18 protein-coding genes and 1 pseudogene are annotated in these 17,151 nt (G+C 68.4%); 2 read left to right on the top strand and 17 right to left on the bottom strand.

Annotation, left to right across the window (positions count from 1 at the left end):
* Positions 1-74 precede the first annotated feature (74 nt).
* Positions 75-1,454 (top strand): MFS transporter, encoded by a 1,380-nt coding sequence (locus tag ACFU53_RS27015; RefSeq protein WP_383997525.1) that lies wholly within the window; start codon positions 75-77, stop codon positions 1,452-1,454.
* A gap of 14 nt (positions 1,455-1,468) precedes the next feature.
* Here ACFU53_RS27015 and ACFU53_RS27010 read toward each other — a convergent pair.
* From ACFU53_RS27010 to ACFU53_RS26995, 4 genes and pseudogenes are all read right to left on the bottom strand, one after another.
* A pseudogene (locus tag ACFU53_RS27010) lies at positions 1,469-1,906 on the bottom strand (rhomboid family intramembrane serine protease); the annotation flags it as partial.
* A gap of 238 nt (positions 1,907-2,144) precedes the next feature.
* Complete coding sequence (locus ACFU53_RS27005) at positions 2,145-2,801, bottom strand: response regulator (RefSeq protein ID WP_383997513.1); 657 nt, start codon at positions 2,799-2,801, stop codon at positions 2,145-2,147.
* On the bottom strand, positions 2,798-4,750 hold the full coding sequence (locus ACFU53_RS27000; RefSeq protein ID WP_383997510.1) for a histidine kinase: 1,953 nt from the start codon (positions 4,748-4,750) through the stop codon (positions 2,798-2,800). The genes ACFU53_RS27005 and ACFU53_RS27000 overlap by 4 nt, the downstream gene beginning before the upstream one ends.
* Before the next feature lie 144 nt (positions 4,751-4,894).
* Positions 4,895-5,290 (bottom strand): hypothetical protein, encoded by a 396-nt coding sequence (locus tag ACFU53_RS26995; RefSeq protein WP_383997507.1) that lies wholly within the window; start codon positions 5,288-5,290, stop codon positions 4,895-4,897.
* A 206-nt stretch (positions 5,291-5,496) separates the two neighbouring features.
* Here ACFU53_RS26995 and ACFU53_RS26990 point away from each other — a divergent pair, with 206 nt between their 5' ends.
* Positions 5,497-5,865 carry a hypothetical protein gene (locus tag ACFU53_RS26990; RefSeq protein WP_383997504.1) on the top strand — a complete coding sequence of 123 codons (369 nt, stop codon included), beginning with the start codon at positions 5,497-5,499 and terminating at the stop codon, positions 5,863-5,865.
* Between the two features lie 54 nt (positions 5,866-5,919).
* Here the strand turns inward: ACFU53_RS26990 and ACFU53_RS26985 are convergent, their stop codons facing one another.
* The 13 genes from ACFU53_RS26985 to nthB form a co-directional block, all read right to left on the bottom strand.
* Entirely contained in the window at positions 5,920-6,048 is a 129-nt protein-coding gene (locus ACFU53_RS26985; RefSeq protein ID WP_383997501.1) for a hypothetical protein, read from the bottom strand.
* 147 nt (positions 6,049-6,195) lie between these two features.
* Complete coding sequence (locus tag ACFU53_RS26980; protein ID WP_383997498.1) at positions 6,196-7,659, bottom strand: NF041680 family putative transposase; 1,464 nt, start codon at positions 7,657-7,659, stop codon at positions 6,196-6,198.
* A gap of 134 nt (positions 7,660-7,793) precedes the next feature.
* Entirely contained in the window at positions 7,794-8,369 is a 576-nt protein-coding gene (locus ACFU53_RS26975; protein ID WP_383997495.1) for a hypothetical protein, read from the bottom strand.
* 595 nt (positions 8,370-8,964) lie between these two features.
* Positions 8,965-9,723 carry an SDR family NAD(P)-dependent oxidoreductase gene (locus tag ACFU53_RS26970; protein ID WP_383997493.1) on the bottom strand — a complete coding sequence of 253 codons (759 nt, stop codon included), beginning with the start codon at positions 9,721-9,723 and terminating at the stop codon, positions 8,965-8,967.
* A gap of 9 nt (positions 9,724-9,732) precedes the next feature.
* On the bottom strand, positions 9,733-10,875 hold the full coding sequence (locus ACFU53_RS26965; protein ID WP_383997522.1) for an acyl-CoA dehydrogenase family protein: 1,143 nt from the start codon (positions 10,873-10,875) through the stop codon (positions 9,733-9,735).
* 126 nt (positions 10,876-11,001) lie between these two features.
* A complete protein-coding gene (locus ACFU53_RS26960; RefSeq protein WP_383997519.1) occupies positions 11,002-12,726 on the bottom strand; it encodes an AMP-binding protein in 1,725 nt (574 codons plus the stop codon).
* A 93-nt stretch (positions 12,727-12,819) separates the two neighbouring features.
* A complete protein-coding gene (locus ACFU53_RS26955; protein WP_383997490.1) occupies positions 12,820-13,881 on the bottom strand; it encodes a phenylacetaldoxime dehydratase family protein in 1,062 nt (353 codons plus the stop codon).
* An 85-nt stretch (positions 13,882-13,966) separates the two neighbouring features.
* On the bottom strand, positions 13,967-14,269 hold the full coding sequence (locus tag ACFU53_RS26950; RefSeq protein WP_383997487.1) for a hypothetical protein: 303 nt from the start codon (positions 14,267-14,269) through the stop codon (positions 13,967-13,969).
* Between the two features lie 112 nt (positions 14,270-14,381).
* The gene (locus ACFU53_RS26945) at positions 14,382-15,149 is read right to left on the bottom strand and encodes a CbtA family protein (RefSeq protein ID WP_383997484.1); all 768 of its coding nucleotides are present in this window, start codon (positions 15,147-15,149) and stop codon (positions 14,382-14,384) included.
* A 15-nt stretch (positions 15,150-15,164) separates the two neighbouring features.
* Positions 15,165-15,362 (bottom strand): CbtB-domain containing protein, encoded by a 198-nt coding sequence (locus tag ACFU53_RS26940; RefSeq protein ID WP_383997481.1) that lies wholly within the window; start codon positions 15,360-15,362, stop codon positions 15,165-15,167.
* A 19-nt stretch (positions 15,363-15,381) separates the two neighbouring features.
* Entirely contained in the window at positions 15,382-15,828 is a 447-nt protein-coding gene (locus ACFU53_RS26935) for a nitrile hydratase accessory protein (RefSeq protein ID WP_383997478.1), read from the bottom strand.
* Positions 15,825-16,427 carry a nitrile hydratase subunit alpha gene (nthA, locus tag ACFU53_RS26930; RefSeq protein WP_383997475.1) on the bottom strand — a complete coding sequence of 201 codons (603 nt, stop codon included), beginning with the start codon at positions 16,425-16,427 and terminating at the stop codon, positions 15,825-15,827. Before nthA ends, ACFU53_RS26935 begins: the two co-directional genes overlap by 4 nt.
* Entirely contained in the window at positions 16,424-17,143 is a 720-nt protein-coding gene (nthB, locus tag ACFU53_RS26925) for a nitrile hydratase subunit beta (RefSeq protein ID WP_383997473.1), read from the bottom strand. The genes nthA and nthB overlap by 4 nt, the downstream gene beginning before the upstream one ends.
* Positions 17,144-17,151: the final 8 nt, after the last annotated feature.

Raw genomic sequence — 17,151 nt, 5'->3', positions numbered from 1 at the left:
CCGTGACCCGGTGGCCGCACGCACGGCGTCCGCCGTACCCACGCCCCCGAGAACCCGCAGAGTTGGGAATCCCGATGAAGTCCCTGACCAAGCCCTTGGTGCCGCTGCGGCACCGTGACTACCGCCTGTTGTTCGTCTCCTACCTCATCAGCATGGTGGGCGACGGCGTCTGGCTGGTCGCCCTGCCGTGGGTGGCCATCGAGCTGGGCGCCGACAACTCGGGGCTGGCCATGGTGGTCGGTGCCGAGTCGGTGGGCCTGATCAGCTGCGTCCTGATCGGCGGAGTCCTGGCCGACCGCTATCCCCGCAAGCATGTCATCGGCTGGTCGTACGTGGTGGGCTTCGCGGTGCTGGCGGCGCTCGCCGTCGTCCACCTGAGCGGGTATCTGGAGGTCTGGCACCTGGTCGGGGGCGCCTTCGTGCTGGGCGCCGCCGCCGCCGTCAGCGGGCCGGCGGCCGACGCCTTCACCCCGGACCTGGTCCCCGAGGACGACCTGCACGCAGCGAACGCGCTGGAGTCGATCGTGCGGTCACTCGCCGTCCGGATGATCGGCCCGGGTGTCGGGGGCCTGCTCATCGCGCTGGTCGGCTCGCTCGCCGTCATCACCCTCAACGCGCTCAGCTTCGCCGTCGCCGCCCTGTGCGTCGCCGCGATCTCCTTCCGTCCCGCCCGCTCGGCCGGTGGCAGCGGGGAGAGCGCGGGGAACGGCGGGCAGGAGAACGCCGGGGAGCCGGTCCCGTACCGGGAGGCCCTGCGGTATCTCTTCGGGGAACGCTGGCTGTGGGTGCTCATCGTGTGGTCCGGCGTGGTCCTGCTGCTCCAGTCGGGCCCCCGGCAGGTCCTGCTGCCGTTCCTGATCCACGACGACCTCGGTGGCGACGCCCGCGGCTACGGACTGCTCGTCGCCGTCACCGGTGTGGCCGCCGTGGTGAGTTCGTTCGTCCTGGCCGCCCGCAAGCCGCCCGCCGACTACGCCCGCCGCATGCTCCTCGCCTGGACGATCGGCGCGGCCCCGCTCGCCCTGATGGTCTTCTCCCCGTCCCTGTGGCTGCTGCTCCCGCTGGGCGCGGTGTACGGCTTCTTCTCCACGGCCGGCAACGTCTACTGGTCGACGCTGGTGCAGACGTCCGTTCCCAACGCGGTCCGCGGCCGGGTCATCAGCATCGACTGGCTCGGCTCGCTGGCCCTGGTCCCGCTGTCCGCGGCTCTGGCGGGCGTCGGTTCCAGCCGGGAGTTCATGGTTTGGGTCTTCGTCCTCGGCGGCACGCTGCCCGTCCTTCTGACCCTGATCACCCTGCGGTGGGTGGACCTGCGGGGGCTCGGGACGAAGCAGGCCCCCGACACCGCCCCGCAGGCGCTGGTAAAGCAGGCGGAACCGGCGGCGCTGGACGCCCCCCGGGAGGTCCACGGCGCTCTCTCCACCGAGCCGGCACCGGCCCGGACGGGCGGGTGACGGGAGCCGGGATCACCGTGAAGGCCGTCCCCGCTCCCGGAGGCGCCGATCAGCGGCTCACCCGACCCGGCGTTCGCCAGGGCGAAGGCGTACGCCGCCGCATATCCGCACACGACGTAGAACAGCAGGAACCGGATGTGGCCCATGCGGTCCTCGACGTTGTTGCCGAAGATCCACAGGAAGAGCAGACTGCCCAGCAGGTGCAGCCAGCCGCCGTGCAGGAACATCGCCGTGAGGACACTCAGCTCCGGGGACTTGCCGTAGCCGGGCGGCGCCACCACGCACCCCGGCCCCTGCGGGCCCACCCCGCGCCCACCCGTGGGCACCAGACGCGGCATCCGGTGCTGGACCAGCTCCTGCGGCACCACCGCGTACCGCTCCAGGAACGCCTGGAGATCACACAGCTACGCAAGACCGCTCCCGCCGGTCAGCGAATCGGCCACGCCGGGCGTGAGGAAGCGGCGATCGGCTGACCGGCCCGGCCACCGGCCCCCTCCAGGCCGAACCCCAAAGCCGACACGACCATGCCACCCGCCCCGGCAGGCACACAGCGAGTATTTGTGCATCCGCAGGCATTCCTTGAGGGTTGTCGAGGCCGGGGGCGTCGGCCTCGAGGGCCGGATCGGTGTGCAGCCAGTCGTGCATGGCACCGCTGAGTGCGGAGCTCACTGCCCACCGGGCATAACCTGGTCAGCCGCCGAGTCCGGCGTCGCGGGCTCTGGCCACGGTGGCGGCCCGGGTAGTGGTGCCGAGTTTGTTCATGATGGCGGACACGTGGTTGCGGACGGTCTTCTCCGCGAGATACAGGGTGCGGGCGATCTGGTGGTTGCCCTGGCCCAGGGCCACGAGTTCGAGGATCTCCCGCTCTCGGCCGGTGAGTTCAGGAAAGGTTTGGGCCGTGTACGCGCGCTGCGTCTGGGTGAAGAAGGCATTGATGCGCTGGGCGACGGCTTGGCCGTAAACGGCGTTGCCGGATGCCACGGCCAGTACGGCGCGGACGATCTCGGTCCGGTCAGCGCCCTTGAGGAGGTAGCCGTGGGCTCCGGCACGCAGCGCTCCCATGAGGGCCTGGTCGTCCTCGTGCATGGTGAGCACCAGGACGGCGACGTCGCTGTGTCTGGCGAAGAGTTCGCGTATTGCCGCGGTGCCGTCGAGGTGAGGCATGGCCAGGTCGGTGAGGATGACGTCCGGCTGCGTGCGCTCGACCGCGGCCAGCAGTTCGCGGCCGTCGGCGGCTTCGGCGACGATCTCGATGCCGTGGTCGCCGGAGAGGGCGGCCACGAGGCCGAAGCGGTACATGGGGTGGTCGTCGGCGACGACGACGCGGACGACGGTCACAGCGGTCATGCTTCCTCCAGGGGCAGGACGGCGGTGAGCATGGTCCCGCTGGCGCCCGGTTGGACGGTGAGGCTGCCGCCCTGGGCTTCGGCGCGGCGGCGCATCGATGTCAGCCCCACACCCGGGGTGGTTCGGGCCGGCAGGCCCCGGCCGTCGTCGGTGACCGTGATGTGCAGGCTGTGGTCGCGGACGGTCAGGCGGACGTCGGCATGGTCCGCGGCCGCGTGGCGGGCGACGTTGGTCAGTGCTTCGGTGACGATGCGGTAGGCGGAGCTTTCGACGTCGGGCGGCAGCGGCGGCAGTTCGGGCGCCGTGATCTCGATGTGCACCGCGGGGGCGAGGGTGCGTGCGTGTCTGCGGGTGGCTTCGAGGAGGCCCATGTGGTCCAGGGCGTCCGGGCGCAGGTCGTCGATGATGCGTCGGATCTCGCCTACGGCGCCGGTCACTTCGTCTCGCATGCGGTCCAGCAGGAGTTGGGCCGTCGCGGTGTCATCGCGGTTCAGGCTGTCGGCGGCGGCCTGGAGACCGAGGCCCATGCCGGCCAGGGACGGGCCAAGGCCGTCGTGGAGGTCTTGCCGGAGCCGGTTGCGTTCGAGGCGGGTCGCCGCGATGACCTGATCGCGCTGGTCGGCGACCAGGTCGGTGAGTTCGAGGGCGCGGGCGATGACGGCCACCTGCTGCGCCAGCGCCTCCAACAGACGCAGGTCGTCCCGGCCGTACGGCTCACCGGGCGCGCGGTCGGAGACGGTGAGAGTGCCAAGGGACCGGCCGGCCAGCCGGAGAGGCAGCATGAGTCCCGGTGTCGGTGGTGCACCGGTGGTGGCGCGGACGGCTCCGTCCGCGCCGGTGAGGCAGACCGAGGGAGCCCGGACCGCGTGCTGGACCACGTCGAGCGCGCCGGGGAGCAGATCCTCTTCACCCCCGTCCGCGACACGGTCGCCCAGGCGGGCCAGGGCCCGCAGAGGGTCACGGCGTGCACCGTAGATCCACCAGTCCACGGACTGTTGCAGCCGGTCCCGGGCCGGCGTCAGTGCGATGGCCACCACCGCGGCGGTCAGCACGCCGGGCAGCGGGCCCGGCTCCCACATCGTTCCGATGACAGCGGTCGTGAGGAGGTAGAGGGCAGCCACCGCGGTCGTCAGAAGCCCGTAGACCAACCCGCGGCGCAGCACGGCCTCGATGCCCAGCATGCGGTAGCGCAGCACACCAACGGCCACCGACACGGGAACGAGGACGGCCAGGTAGGCCCGAACGAGCGGGCCGGTGAAGAACGAGGTGCCCATGACGACAGCCAGGACGGACAGCATCCACGCCAACTGCTGGCGCTCGGGCGGCTCGGAGCGCACCAGCCGCCGCAGCGCCTGTGCGGTGATGACCAGCGCGCAGAGGCCGATCAGAAGGAGGCAGAAGACGATCAGAGGGCCGAGGATGGCAGGAGGTATGGCCACCGGTGGGGTGCCGCCGGGGACGATGTCGTCGTAGGCGTCGGGGTCGAAGGCCGCGGTCAGTGTCAGGGTGCCGATGGCCACGGCCGCCGTGGCCACAGGCCACCGTAGCCATTTCGCCTCAAGGCGTCCGCCCGGGTACAGCGCCAGGACGACGGTGGGCAGAGCGAACAGCGACGGAACATACGCGCCGCCCGCCACGGCGGCGACGGCGGCGGCTCCTGGCCAGCCGCGGGCGGCCGTGACTCCGTAACTGCCGTACGCCGCAAGGCCCAGTTGCCAGGCGCCAGATCCGCCAATGACCAGGAACAGCCAGCCGAGCGGATTGTGCGGTCGCAGGACGGTGAGCACCGCGCCCGCGGCGGCCCAGGACACCAGTGCGGCACCCATCAGGACGACCTCGGTGACAGACTGCTCATGGCCCGGGATGTCGTGAAGCGCGACCTCCGCCCACCCGGCGAGCGCCACCATCATCACACTGCTGAGTACGACCGACCACACGACCACGCGCACAGCCACACCTCATTCTCCGGCAGCCGCAACACGGACGACACCGTTCCGGCAGATCCCTGTACGCGTCAGCGCACCCGTATACGGGTGCGAACTGGCTGCCGAGCGCGACCGGTGGAACGCAGCGGCAGCCGCGGCGTAGCGGCACTACCCCTCGACCATGCGCAGGAGAATCTCGAGGAGCCCTGCGCCGCCGCCGACTTCACCGATCCCCGATCCGGCGCCGTCACCGCCGGACGACGACGGTCCGCTGCCTTCTCCCCCGAATCCCCCGGACAGCGGACCGCCGTCGTCTTCGCCGGCCGCCGAGCCGTCGGCGCTTCCGCCGGTGCCCGGCCCTCCCCCGTCACCGGCGTCGGGGTAGGTCGACATGTCACTGTCCGACGCCTGTTCGGCCAGGCCTGCCTGTGCCTGGCCCTCCACCAGCTGGGCCTTCGCCTTCTGGACCCGCAGCATTTCGGGAATCGCCCCGGCCCGGGACCCCAGAAACCGCTTCGCGGCCGCTTCCCCCGCGGTGTACAACGCGTTGATCAGCAACGACATCTCGTCCCCCTTCGCCCGGCCGGAACATGCCCGGCGGCCGTGAGAACACAGTGCGCCCGCCGGCCACGCCCTGGCGCGGGGCGAAAGTCCCGGCTGTGCCCGCCGGACGCCCGGGTGAGACGGGACCGGTGTCTCAGGCGGCAGGGTGCCCGGACGCGTCATCGTGGCGAACGCCGAAGGACCGATAACTCATCACTGGAGTGCCCATGTGCACAAAGACCCGTCGCCTGCTCCTCACCGGTGTCGCTGCCCTCGCTCTCGCGACCGTCACGGCATGCGGCGACGAGCCGCCCGATATTGTCCCCGGCGACAGCACATGCGTCGTGACGGAATCCGTGGCCTGCGGCGCGCCGGAGCCCGGACCGTCCGAGGAGACCTACCCGCCCGAGTCCTTCCCGCCCGAGTCCTTCCCGCCCGACGACCCCACAGCACCGTGGGAACCCACGGACCCGTATGTCCCGGATGACTCCGGCAGCGCCGGTGGGGAGACGGGTTGCGCCTACTGGGGCGAGATCGGCTGCGGCGACGACACGACCATCACCCTCCCGCCACTGGACCTCGACCCGTGGTCGTGAACTCCCGAGCACAGCCCCTCGGCCAGCAGCTCGCGGGCGAAGGTCCACTCGCGTTCATCTGCCGTGGTGGAGGTTCGCGCCCCGTTTGAGGCCGGCTTCGCGCACCACCGTGCCCTCGCCGTTGGCCGACAGGACCAGGGATCCGTCCGGTCCCACGGCGAAGCCCGCGAACTGCCTCGCCACGCCTGGCATACCGCCCCTGAGGCGACGGGTGGTCTTTCGTGTGGCGCCGGCCGGCGCCACACGAAAGACCAGCTCTTCCGGGCGCGGGCCGCCCGGCCGCGGTGGCGCAGGGTCTCCAACTGTTGCGGGTTTTGCTTAGCTTGCTTTTTATGGTTTGTGAGCTTTGAGTTGATTACGTTCAGCGATGCTTTCAGGGCGTCTGGTCGATTTGCCCACGTCGTAACGGGTTGCGGTCCGCCGGTTCTTGGAGCCAAGTGGGCGTCCTGGGCCGGGTGTTGAGGGTTTAGGTGCACGGGCCGGACTGTGCAGATGAGGGCGGAGGTTCCTGAACCCCCGGCGGACGCGGGCGGGGGTGAGCCGGGAGGGTTCGGCCCGCTTCTCCCAGGGGCGGCGGAGATCGGCCGCGGCCTCGCGGGTGAGCCTGAGCTGGGTATGCGCCGCGATGACAAGCCACGTCCACCGGTCCGCGGCCTCGGGAGTACGCAGCCGGGGCCGGGTCCAGCCGAGCGTCTGCTTTACAAAACGGAAAGTATGTTCAAGATCGAAGCGCCTGAGGAACGCCTGCCATCGCAGGTCGACGTCCTCGCTGGTCATGCCAGTCTTGGAGGACCACAGCCAGACGGGCAGTGGGTCACCTCCGCCGGGCAGATGGTCCACCTGGAGGCGGATCAGGGTGCCCTCGATGATGGGGAGTTCGCCGTCGTGGTCGATCCACGCACTGCGGGTGGTGAGCCGGGGGTGGATGCGGTCCCAGGCCATCGCCTGGGCGGTGCCGTAGCGGTCGGTGACCTGCACCGTCGCCGCGTCCGGCTCGCCCCACGTGTCGGGCTTGGCGAAGCGGAACTCCTTGCCGTGCTTCGGCGGTCGCCCGCCCCGGGGATAGGACAGGGCGTACTCCTTGAGCGAGGGTGTCGGCCGTCGCATGACACGGTCCGAGCGCATCCTCCCCAGCACCTCAACCGGGAGGCCATCGAGGAGGTAGGCCATGCGCGGGGCGTCGTAGCCGGCGTCGAAGACGACCAGGATGTCCGTGTCGCCGTTCTCCCACTGGCCTTGGCCGATCAAGTCGTTCACGACGCGGCGGACCTGGGCGGCTGTGAGCTCGGCGACATCGTCGTCGGGTCCCAGCCGGACCGCGTCCAGCAGCTGGCACCACGAGGTGCGGCCCGTCTCCAGAGCGGCGACGAACGAGTACGGCCAGCCGGGAATGAACTGGTCCGAGGAGCGTCCCGAGCGTCCGTAGACATGACAGAACAGGCGGTCCGGACTGGTCGGCGCGTCGGGCCGCAGCCACGCCGAGACATCGACCGCCAGGACCAGACGCCCGTCGGCGGCCTTGGGCTGCGGCAGCATGGCCAACGCCTTGCGCAGCCGGACCGTGTCGATGCGGCCCTGGTTGAGCGCGTCGTACATCGCTCCGTGCCCGCGCCGGTGTTCGGCCAGCAGCGTCAGGTCGACCGGCGAGGTCACCGGGCCGTCCTCGCAGAGCATCGCGTCGCAGAGCTCGAACAGCGTGTCACCACGTGCGGTCAGGCACGCGTAGAAGTCTTCCCGGAAGTGTGACGTGAAGTCGAACGCATCCCGCCGGGCATCGTGGTGCACCAGGCTCACCTCTGCGGCCTTCGTATGAGTGCGGTTCAGTGACAGAACGCATGCTCATGTGAGGGCCGTCCGTCTGTCCGGCGAATGCCCAGGTGGGTGACCCTGTACGAGGCAACGTTCGAGGCCAGAGGTCAAGTAACAAGTCAGGGAAGCGAACGGGCGAGTTCGTCCGCGCGACGATGGTCTTTGGGACGGCCGAGAGAGCGCCGCATATGGATCAGGTCGTCCAGAGCGGCGTAGCGGATGGTGAAGCCCGCCGGGTCGTGGGCACTCACCGCCCGTGCGAGGCAGGGAGCAACGTCCATCTCGCCCCAGGGCAGGGCCGGCGTGCACAGGTCACCGCTGACGCTGGCCACCTGGTAGGCCACTTGAGGACGGTCGAGGTCGGGCAGGTCCGTGCAGCCCATGGCTGTCAGGGCGTCGCGCAGGGCCTGAGCCTGCCCGGACGTGCCGTCCCACAGCAGGTCGAGGTCGCCGGTCAGCTCCACCGAGCCGTGCATGATCCCGGCGACCTGGCCTATGACCACCGCCTGCGAACCGGTCTCGTGCAGAGCCCGAAGGAAAGGGAACGGGTCGAAGCCGAGCGCGCCGTCCGTGGCGAACGTGCCAGCGACGTCGTCGGCTTCCTCCAGGCCACGCCCCGTGGCAGTACGTTCACGGGTGGCGTCGTGAATACGCCTGACGGCCTGACGAAGTCGAACAGCAGCAGACTCACTCATTCCGTTCATTCAACAGCAACCGCAGCAGCCTCCTCCACCGCTTCCCCTGGTGCTCTACGTGCTCCACGGCGGAGTGCATCGATACCGAGGTGCGATCAGCTGTAGACCAACACGCGGACACCCGAGGTTAAAAGACAAGCTTAGTGCCTGTTTTCGATCCCGGGTTATGAGTAGCTTTGCGCCCTAGGCTGGCCGGGTGTCCGAGGACGCCGGGCAGGCTGTGGAGCGCGTGTGCGAGGGGTGTGAGAGTCGGCTGAGGCCGGATGCTCCGCCTCGGGCGAGGTTCTGCTCTACGGCATGTCGTGCCAGGCAGTGGCGTCGGGACCTGCGGTTGCGCAAGCGGGTGGCCGCGGAACTGGGCGGCGCCGGAAGGGCCGTGTGCCCTGAGTGCGGGAGTACTTGGGTCGCGGGGGTGGACCGCCGTTCGAACGCGGTCTACTGCTCGCGGCGGTGCGTCACGAGGGCCTGGCGGGCCCGAAAGGAATCGTTCGGCGAACGGTCACAGTGACCGCAACACGAACGCACCTGGATCGCATCTTCGGTCAGATCCCGGTCATTTCCGGTCTTTTGTTGTGATCTTCCTATTTCCGGTCTGTCAGCGAGGAGCCATGCGCAGTGCGCCATCCATACGAATGACCTCGCCGTTGAGGTAGTCGTGCTCGACGATGAATCGCGCGAGCCGCGCGAACTCGTCGGGCCTGGCCAGGCGTTTCGGGAACGGCACGCCCGCTGCGAGTGTCTTCTGGAACTCCTCGTTGATGCCGGCGAGCATGGGGGTCTCGACGACGCCAGGAGCGATGGTGCACACGCGAATACCACACTGCGCGAGGTCCCGCGCGGCGGGTAGTCCGAGACTGACCACGCCGCCCTTGGAGGAGGCGTAGGCGGCCTGACCGGTCTGGCCTTCGAACGCTGCGATCGAGGCGGTATTGATGATGACGCCGCGCGAGCCGTGCTCAAGCTCCGGGGTCTTCGCAATCTGCTCCGCAGCCAACGCGAGCACGTTATAGGTGCCGATGAGGTTGACCGAGACGACTTTGGCGTAGAGCCCAAGGTCCCCCGGAGAGCCATCCTTGTTCAGGATTCGGCTCCCTGGCGCCACGCCTGCGCAGTTCACCACAGTCCGCAGCGGGCCAGTCCCGGCCGCCGCGGCCACGGCGGTGCGCACCTGCTCAGCGTCGGTCACGTCCACGCCGACGTAAGTGACGCCGAGGACGGTGGGGGCGTCGGCAATCGCAGCGGGAAGGTCAAGAGCGAACACCCGCGCGCCATCCGAGGCGAGTCGCACCGCCGTCGCCGCTCCGAGTCCCGAGGCACCGCCCGTGACGATGGCCGAGGTGTCCTGAATTTCCACGGGGTCTCCCTACTTCTTGTCGAGATGGCGGGCAATCACCATCCGCTGAATCTGGTTGGTTCCTTCGAAGATCTGCATGACCTTGGCCTCACGCATGAATCGCTCGACCGGGAAGTCACGCGTGTAGCCGTAGCCCCCGAATACCTGCACGGCGTCCGTCGTCGCTTTCATCGCGTTGTCCGTGGCGACGAGTTTCGCGATGCTGGCCTCACGCGAATACGGCAGGCCGAGGTCCTTGCGTCGTGCGGCAGCCAGGTACGTCGCCCGCGCGCTCTCGACCGCGGCGGCAATGTCGGAGAGCACGAATGCCAAGCCCTGGTGGTCGAAGATCCGCTTGCCAAAGGTCTCCCGCTCCTGCGCATACGTGACCGCCGCGTCCAGTGCCGCCTGTGCAAGCCCGGTAGCCACCGCCGCGATCCCAAGCCGACCGGCGTCGAGCCCCGCGAGCGCGATCTTCAAGCCATCGCCTTCCTCGCCCAGACGTCGCTCGACCGGCACGCGCACACCGTCCAGTCGCATGGTCGCCGTCGCCGAACCGGTAAGGCCCATCTTTCGCTCCGGCGGGTCCGCTGTCAGTCCCGGCGCATCGGCGGGAACGAGGAAGCAGGAGATGCCGTTGCGGTTCTCGCTCGTGCGGGCCAACACCTTGTAGAAGTCGGCATGTCCGCCATGGGTCGTCCACGCCTTCGCGCCCGTGAGGACATACTCGTCCCCGTCGCGGACCGCGCGAGTGGTCATCGCCGCCGGATCCGAGCCGGCGTGCGACTCCGAGAGGCAGTACGCCCCCAGCAGTTCCCCTCCGAGCATGTCCGGCAGCCACCGGCGCTTCTGTTCCTCGGTTCCCATGGTGTCGAGCCCGAAGCACGACAGAACGTGGACGCTCGTGCCGACGCCGACACTCGACCAGGCGTAACCGATCTCCTCAATCGCCTGCAGGTAGACCTCGTACGGCTGCCCACCCCCTCCGTACTCCTCGGCGTACGGGAGGCCGAGGACGCCTGCGCGACCCAGCACACCGAAGACTTCCCGCGGGAACGTCTCTGTCGCTTCCGCCTCGACTGCCTTTGGCGCGAGTTCCTTCGCGCAGATGTCTCGCACAAGGGCGATCAGGTCCGTGGCCTCATCGGTAGCCAACACGCGATTTGCCGGCAACGTCGTTTCCTTCCTGCTGCTGTCAGCTCCCAGCGACCAGACGGCGACTACTCGGAGGGCCATGACCCTTCACCGCACCGAATGGGTTCCGTCGCGGGCGAGGCGGGACGATCCGCTCCGCCCCTACTACTTCCTGAGGTCAGGGAAGTCGTCGTCGCGGTACTCGCCGCTCGGACGTGTTCCTTCGATCTCGTTCTCACGCTGCCGCAGTTCAACGCGCCGGATCTTGCCGGAGATGGTCTTCGGCAGCTCGAAGAACTCAAGGCGACGCACCCGGAGATACGGAGCAAGGTGCGCGCGTGCGTACCGAAGGATCGACTCGGCCACCTCTGCACCCGGCGCGTGCCCAGGAGCGAGCGCGACATAGGCCTTCGGCACTGCAAGCCGGACCGGGTCCGGCGCCGGAACGACGGCTGCCTCCGCAACCGCTGGGTGCTCGATCAGCACCGACTCCAACTCGAAGGGGCTGACCTTGTAGTCGGACGCCTTGAAGACGTCGTCGGTACGTCCGATGTAGGTGATGTAGCCGTCGGCGTCCCGGTGCGCGACGTCACCGGTGTGATAGAAGCCGCCTTCCATCGCGGCCGCGTTGCGCTCGGGGTCACCCTGATATCCCGTCATCAGACTGAGCGGCGTCTGGCTGAGGTCCAGGCCGATCTCGCCCTCGCCCGGCCCGTGCACGACCGCACCATCGGTGTCGACAAGTACGACCGGCACTCCAGGGAGGGGGCGGCCCATCGAGCCTGCCTTCAGTTGCTGCCCTGGGGTATTGGCGATGGTCGCGGTCATTTCGGTCTGCCCGAAGCCGTCGCGGATCGTCAGGCCCCAGTGTCGCTCGACCTGGCTGATGACCTCGGGATTGAGTGGCTCACCGGCCGCGATCGCCTCGCGCAGGTTGCCTGGCCCGCCGCTGAGGTCGGTGCTGATCAGCATGCGCCAAACCGTCGGCGGCGCGCAGAAGGTGGTGACTCCCTCCGAGCGGATCTGCTGCAGCAACGCTCTGGCGTCAAAGCGTGAGTAGTTGTAGACGAAGACCGTCGCCTCTGCGAGCCACGGCGCGAAGAAGTTCGACCACGCGTGCTTGGCCCATCCTGGGCTGGAGATGTTGAGGTGCACGTCGCCCGGCTGCAGCCCGAGCCAGTACATCGTCGAGAGATGGCCGATCGGGTAGGAGATGTGGGTGTGCTCCACGAGCTTGGGCCGAGTGGTCGTGCCGGAAGTGAAGTAGAGGAGGAGCCGGTCCGTACTCGCGTTGCCCGGGTGAGCAGTGGCCGTACGTGCTGCATCACTGGCCAGGTCGTAGGCGTCGGCATAGCGGAGCCAACCGTCCGGCCGAGCCTCGTCCCCGACGGCGAACCGGAGATGGTCGCCAGGGACGCCCTCGAACTTGTGCACATCCGCCGAATTGCAGATCACCGCGCGAGCCGAGCCGCGTTCGAGGCGATCGACGAGGTCGGCAGTGCCGACGGCAGTGGTCGTCGGCATGATGACGGCCCCCAGTCGAATGAGTGCCAGCATGCTCTCCCACAGCTCGACCTGATTGCCGAGCATCACGACGACACTGTCGCCTCGGCGTACGCCTTGCGCCGCCAGGTGGGCAGCCACCTTGTCGGAGCGATGCGCCATGTCATGGAACGTGTAGGACGCTCGCGAGCCGTCCTCCTCGGCCAGCACAAGGGCCGGCCGCTGGTTGCCACGCGCGATGGTGTCGAACCAGTCGAAGGCGAAATTGAAGGCCGGGCCGACGTCGGGCCAATGGAAACTTGTCGCCATCTCGTCGTAGGACGTGCGCAAACGCAGCAGGTGGTCACGGGCTTCACGAACGGCGGCGGTGGCGTTGGGCATGGGGATCTTCGTTTCCTGGATCGGAGAGAGTTGGTGGCCGGTTGCCGGGCCGAGCGCGGGCTCCGCCCGACAACCGGCCAGGGATGAGCGGAGTCCTCCTCACCCGCTCGCCGGCACGACGGCGTCCCGCATCATCCCGGTGAGCGGGTGGCAGTTGATGTACTCGAAGACCTGGTCCTTGCCGTCGGAGACCGAAACCTCGTGGTAGAGGCGAAGTTTCTCCAGACCGGCCACGACCTTGAAGAACGTGACGAAGATGCGCAGGTGCGTCGGGTGCGACTCCGCCCACCGCTCGAGCTGGTCCAGGGACCGCCAGTGTCCGATGTTGTAGCTCTCGTCGAGGTCGTTGCCGTCGAGGTCGATGCTGCGGACGAAGCGGTTGCTGTAGCAGCCGAGCGTCTCGCCGTTGTCGCGCAGGAAGTCCATACCGTCTTCAAGGCTCGGCAGGATCTCGTCGAGGTAGAGGCCCCGCTCGGCCTCACCGGCGGTACGCCAGTCCTGACCCGAGCGGATCAGGGCGATGTTGTCGTGGCCGCGAACGATCACGCGCCCGCGCTGGGACGGGTCACCAGAGATGACGGCGAGCTCGTCGTTGGGCTGCATCCAGTCGGTCTGCGAGAGCGGAATGCGGTCACGCATCGAGCCCCAGTAACCGTGCTCGCTGATGTCGCCGCTGGACGTGCCCATCACGCCACCGATCCCGGGGAACTCCTCGGTGAAGGCGTAGAGCGTCTCGAACTGCTCGACGCGCGGCGCGACGATCTCGCGGAAGTAGCCGAGATCCTCGGTGAGGCGCTCGTCCGAGCTCCACCAACCGTTGACCTCGTCCGAGCGCAGCCAACGGCAGTATGCCGCGGGGTCCGCCCAGTAGGCGACGGCCATCAGGTTGTGGTGGTTCTGGTTGTCGATGTGGTCGGTCAGGTCGTGGCGGAGCGGCCCGTCAGACAGGTCAAAGCTTTCCACGATGTGCCGCAGCGCGGCGAGCGCCTTCGGCCGCTGCGAGTCCTCGGCGTACTGAACTCCGAAGTAGGCCATGACGACCTGCTGGAGCGACTTGTCCGCGCGGGCGACGAACATCGGGAAGGGCGGCTCGTAGCCGTCGGGGACGCGCCGCGACAGCGTGCGCGGGCACTGGAGGTGGGTGTCTATGGCGGATTCCATGGGTGTTCCTTCTCTTCACGTGGGCGCACGGTGAAACACGTGGGCGCACGGTGAAAGGGGTACTGGTGGCCTTGGCGGCCGGCGGTCACCAGCCGGCGAGGGGCGAGCGGTGGACAACGGACTGAGGGGTGGCGTCGCGGAGGTCGTTGGGTGGCTCAGCCGTCCCGGGTCCGCCAAGGCGGACCCACTCGGCGATCGCGCGAGCCCGCTCGAGCGTGTTGACCTTCTGGATCCACACCGGTCGGGCGCCCGCGCGTCGTGCGGCTGCGGAGGGATTGACAACAACGACGTTGGAGAGCCCGCACTGCCACAGGCAATCGGTGCTCACCAGCTCGGCGTCGCTCCCGCTCTCATGCGCCAGAATCTCGGCGATGCCGTCGTGATCCACATCGGGGTGCTTGCGCCGGGTGCCGCAGCAGCAACCCCGGCACATTCTGATCCGCGGACCTTGGCCAGGGCGGGGATCTGTCTTCGGGGCCGACGTCGCGGTCATGTTCGCCTCACCTGGAAGCGAACTGAGCGGAAGATCGGGCGCCGACCCCGCTCCTGGCACGAGCAAGGGCCTCGGAGAGGTACCCGAAGACCCCACCCATGATCAGCCACATCAGACCGATCTGGACCAGGGAGCCAACCCGGAAGTTCCAGATCAGCTGAGCGGGCACGTCGGAGGGAATCGGGTCGGCAACGTCAGGGATCACCCAGAACAGAGTGATCGAACCAGCGATGGCGAGCGCCGTGGCGGCGACGACCCGAAGCCCGGGCTCGAGACGCTTCGCGCGCGCCAAAGAGGTCACCGCTGACGTGAGCACGACCGCACAGAAGATCGTTCCGAGGTACGTCACAGTCCGGGCGTCGACGGTGGCCGGGTCACCGACCGCCGGCGGATTGGCCGGGATGACGAGCGCTGGGGCGAGGGTGAATGCGGCAAACCCTAGTCCGGCGAGAGCGATCGCCGAACCGGAAGCGGAGCGCCCCGGCACTCGATCACCAAGGAAGCGACGAACGAGCGCGAAGGCGATACCGATCAGGGTTCCGACGATCAGAACGGCAAGCAGTCCGAACCCGACCTGCTCGCCCCTGGAGACGACCACGTCGGACATGTGACCGTGATCGGCGTGATCCGTCGCCGACCTGGTGTCCTCGATCGCGATCGCAGCGCGGATGGACGGCTCGACGAGCCAGTACTGAACTGCGGCACCGGCACCGCCGGCTACTGCGCCCGCCAGGGCTCCGTAGCCGATGGTGCGACCTACGGTGATCACGGCCATCAAGTTCGACCTGCCTCAGTGGCACGGCACGCCGAGCGCGTGACGCGCGTCGTGCGTGGCCTCGTGCAGGTAGTGCGCAGCCCCGGACGGGATGACAAGTCCGTTCTCCTGCAGGAGGAAAAGGACGCTCAAGAGGGCGAACGCGGCGAGCGTGATGCTGAGGACCGTGGTCACGACGGGCTCGTTCGCGACCGCGGTATTGCTGTGTGCCATGTCGGCGGTTCCTTTCGAGTCAGACCCGCGCCGGGGTGGCGGGGGCGATGGCGATCGGCTCGGTGTGGGCCTCGTGGTGGTTGCGGTTGGGCGGCTCGGCCATGACCTGAACGACCCGCTGATCAAGATCGGACGTGGCCATGACGCCGTGCTGGGACATGACGTCCTCGAGCGCCGTGACCCAGTGCTCGTAGTACGACCACTTCGCACCGCTCTCAGCCGCAGTGGTCTCCCAGTCCTTGATCGAGGAGATCAGCGCGCCCTGGAATTCGGACCAGGCGAACTTCGATGCCTTGTGGGCGGCGACCGCCATGGCAAACGCACGGATCTCCCACGGGAACTCGAAGCCCAGCTCACTTGGATCAGTGACGGGCATCCCGCAGATGAGCTCCTCGACCTCGCGGCGGGACTCCCCCTGTGTCGTGGCACTGGAGTACGGTGCCGGAACCGTGGCCGCGGCGCTCACGATGCGACCTGAGCGACCGGACCGACGCCGATCATCGAGTCACGGGTGACGAGTTCGGCGAGCTGCTCCTCGCTCCACCCGTCGGTGCCGGCCGGGCGCTGCGGAAGCACCCAGTAGCGCATCTCGCTGCTGGAGTCCCAGACGCGGACCTCGACACTCTCCGGGACGGTGAAGTCGAAGGAATCGCTGAGGACCTTGCGAGGCTCGCGCGTGATGGCGGCACGGTACTGCGGATCCTTGTACCAGTTCGGCGGCAGTCCGAGGACGGGCCACGGGTAGCAGGAGCAGAGGGTGCACACGATGATGTTGTGCACGTGGTCGGTGTTCTCGACGACGACCATGTCCTCGCCCTGAAGACCGCTGATGCCGAGCTCTTTGCAGGCCTCGGAGGCGTCCTCGACCAGGCGCGCCCTGAACTCCGGGTCGCTCCACGCCTTGGCCACGACCTTCGCGCCGAGCTGAGGGCCGACCTCGTGCTCGTAGATGTCCACCAAGCGGTCGATGGCCTGGGTCGTCATGACGCCCTGCTCGATGAGCATGGACTCGAGCGCCTTGACTCGAGCGGCGATCTCTTCCTGGGAACGGATCCTGGCGCTCACGCGACAGCTCCTTCGGTGTTGGCGGACGCGGGGTCAACGAGCTCGATGTAGGGGTCCCAGACGTCGAAATAGACGGAACCGTTGGGCTCGGCGTGCTCAGCACCCCAGAGCTCTTCGTTGGTGAACCGGACGGTGTAGACGTGCTCGGGGTGCTCGCCGAGGCCGTTGCCGGCCGTGTCGGGGTAGATGAACGTGCCGTGCGCCATGACGACCTCACCAACGGCGCCGCGAATGTAGCGGGCGCGGCGGGTGTGGCCCTTCGGAGCCGACCGGTCGACCCGGACGATGTCGCCCACCTTGAAGCGAGCAGCCTTGTCGGTCTCACGCTTCGCGGTCGCACCGGCCGGGACGACCGCCTCGACGAACGCAAGCAGCGCCGGGTCGTCCTGGTGCTGCGGCAGCGGTGCTTCCGGGTTGGCCAGGTAGTGGGCGGTCCGGCGGTCGAGCTCGGCCATGTCGAGCTTGCCCAGTTTCTCGCCGAAGTGTTCGACGGTGTGCACCCAGTGCTCGTAGTACGGCGACTCCAGGTAGACAGCCGGGTCGATGAGCTCGATTCCGTGGCGGAACTGGTCTACGCCGAAGAACCCCGCGCGAAAGCACATGGCGAACATCGGGAAGACGGCCTTCTCCCATTCGGCGCGGAAGACCGGTTCGCGCTCAGGGACGACAACGGGGCCGATGCCGTCGGTACCAGCGAGGTCGAATACACCGTTCATTCGGGTCA

Source organism: Streptomyces sp. NPDC057474 (genome assembly GCF_042802555.1).
GTDB lineage: Bacteria > Actinomycetota > Actinomycetes > Streptomycetales > Streptomycetaceae > Streptomyces.
The sequence above is the reverse complement of the archived record's forward strand: the minus strand, read 5'-3'. Positions and strand labels throughout refer to the sequence as shown.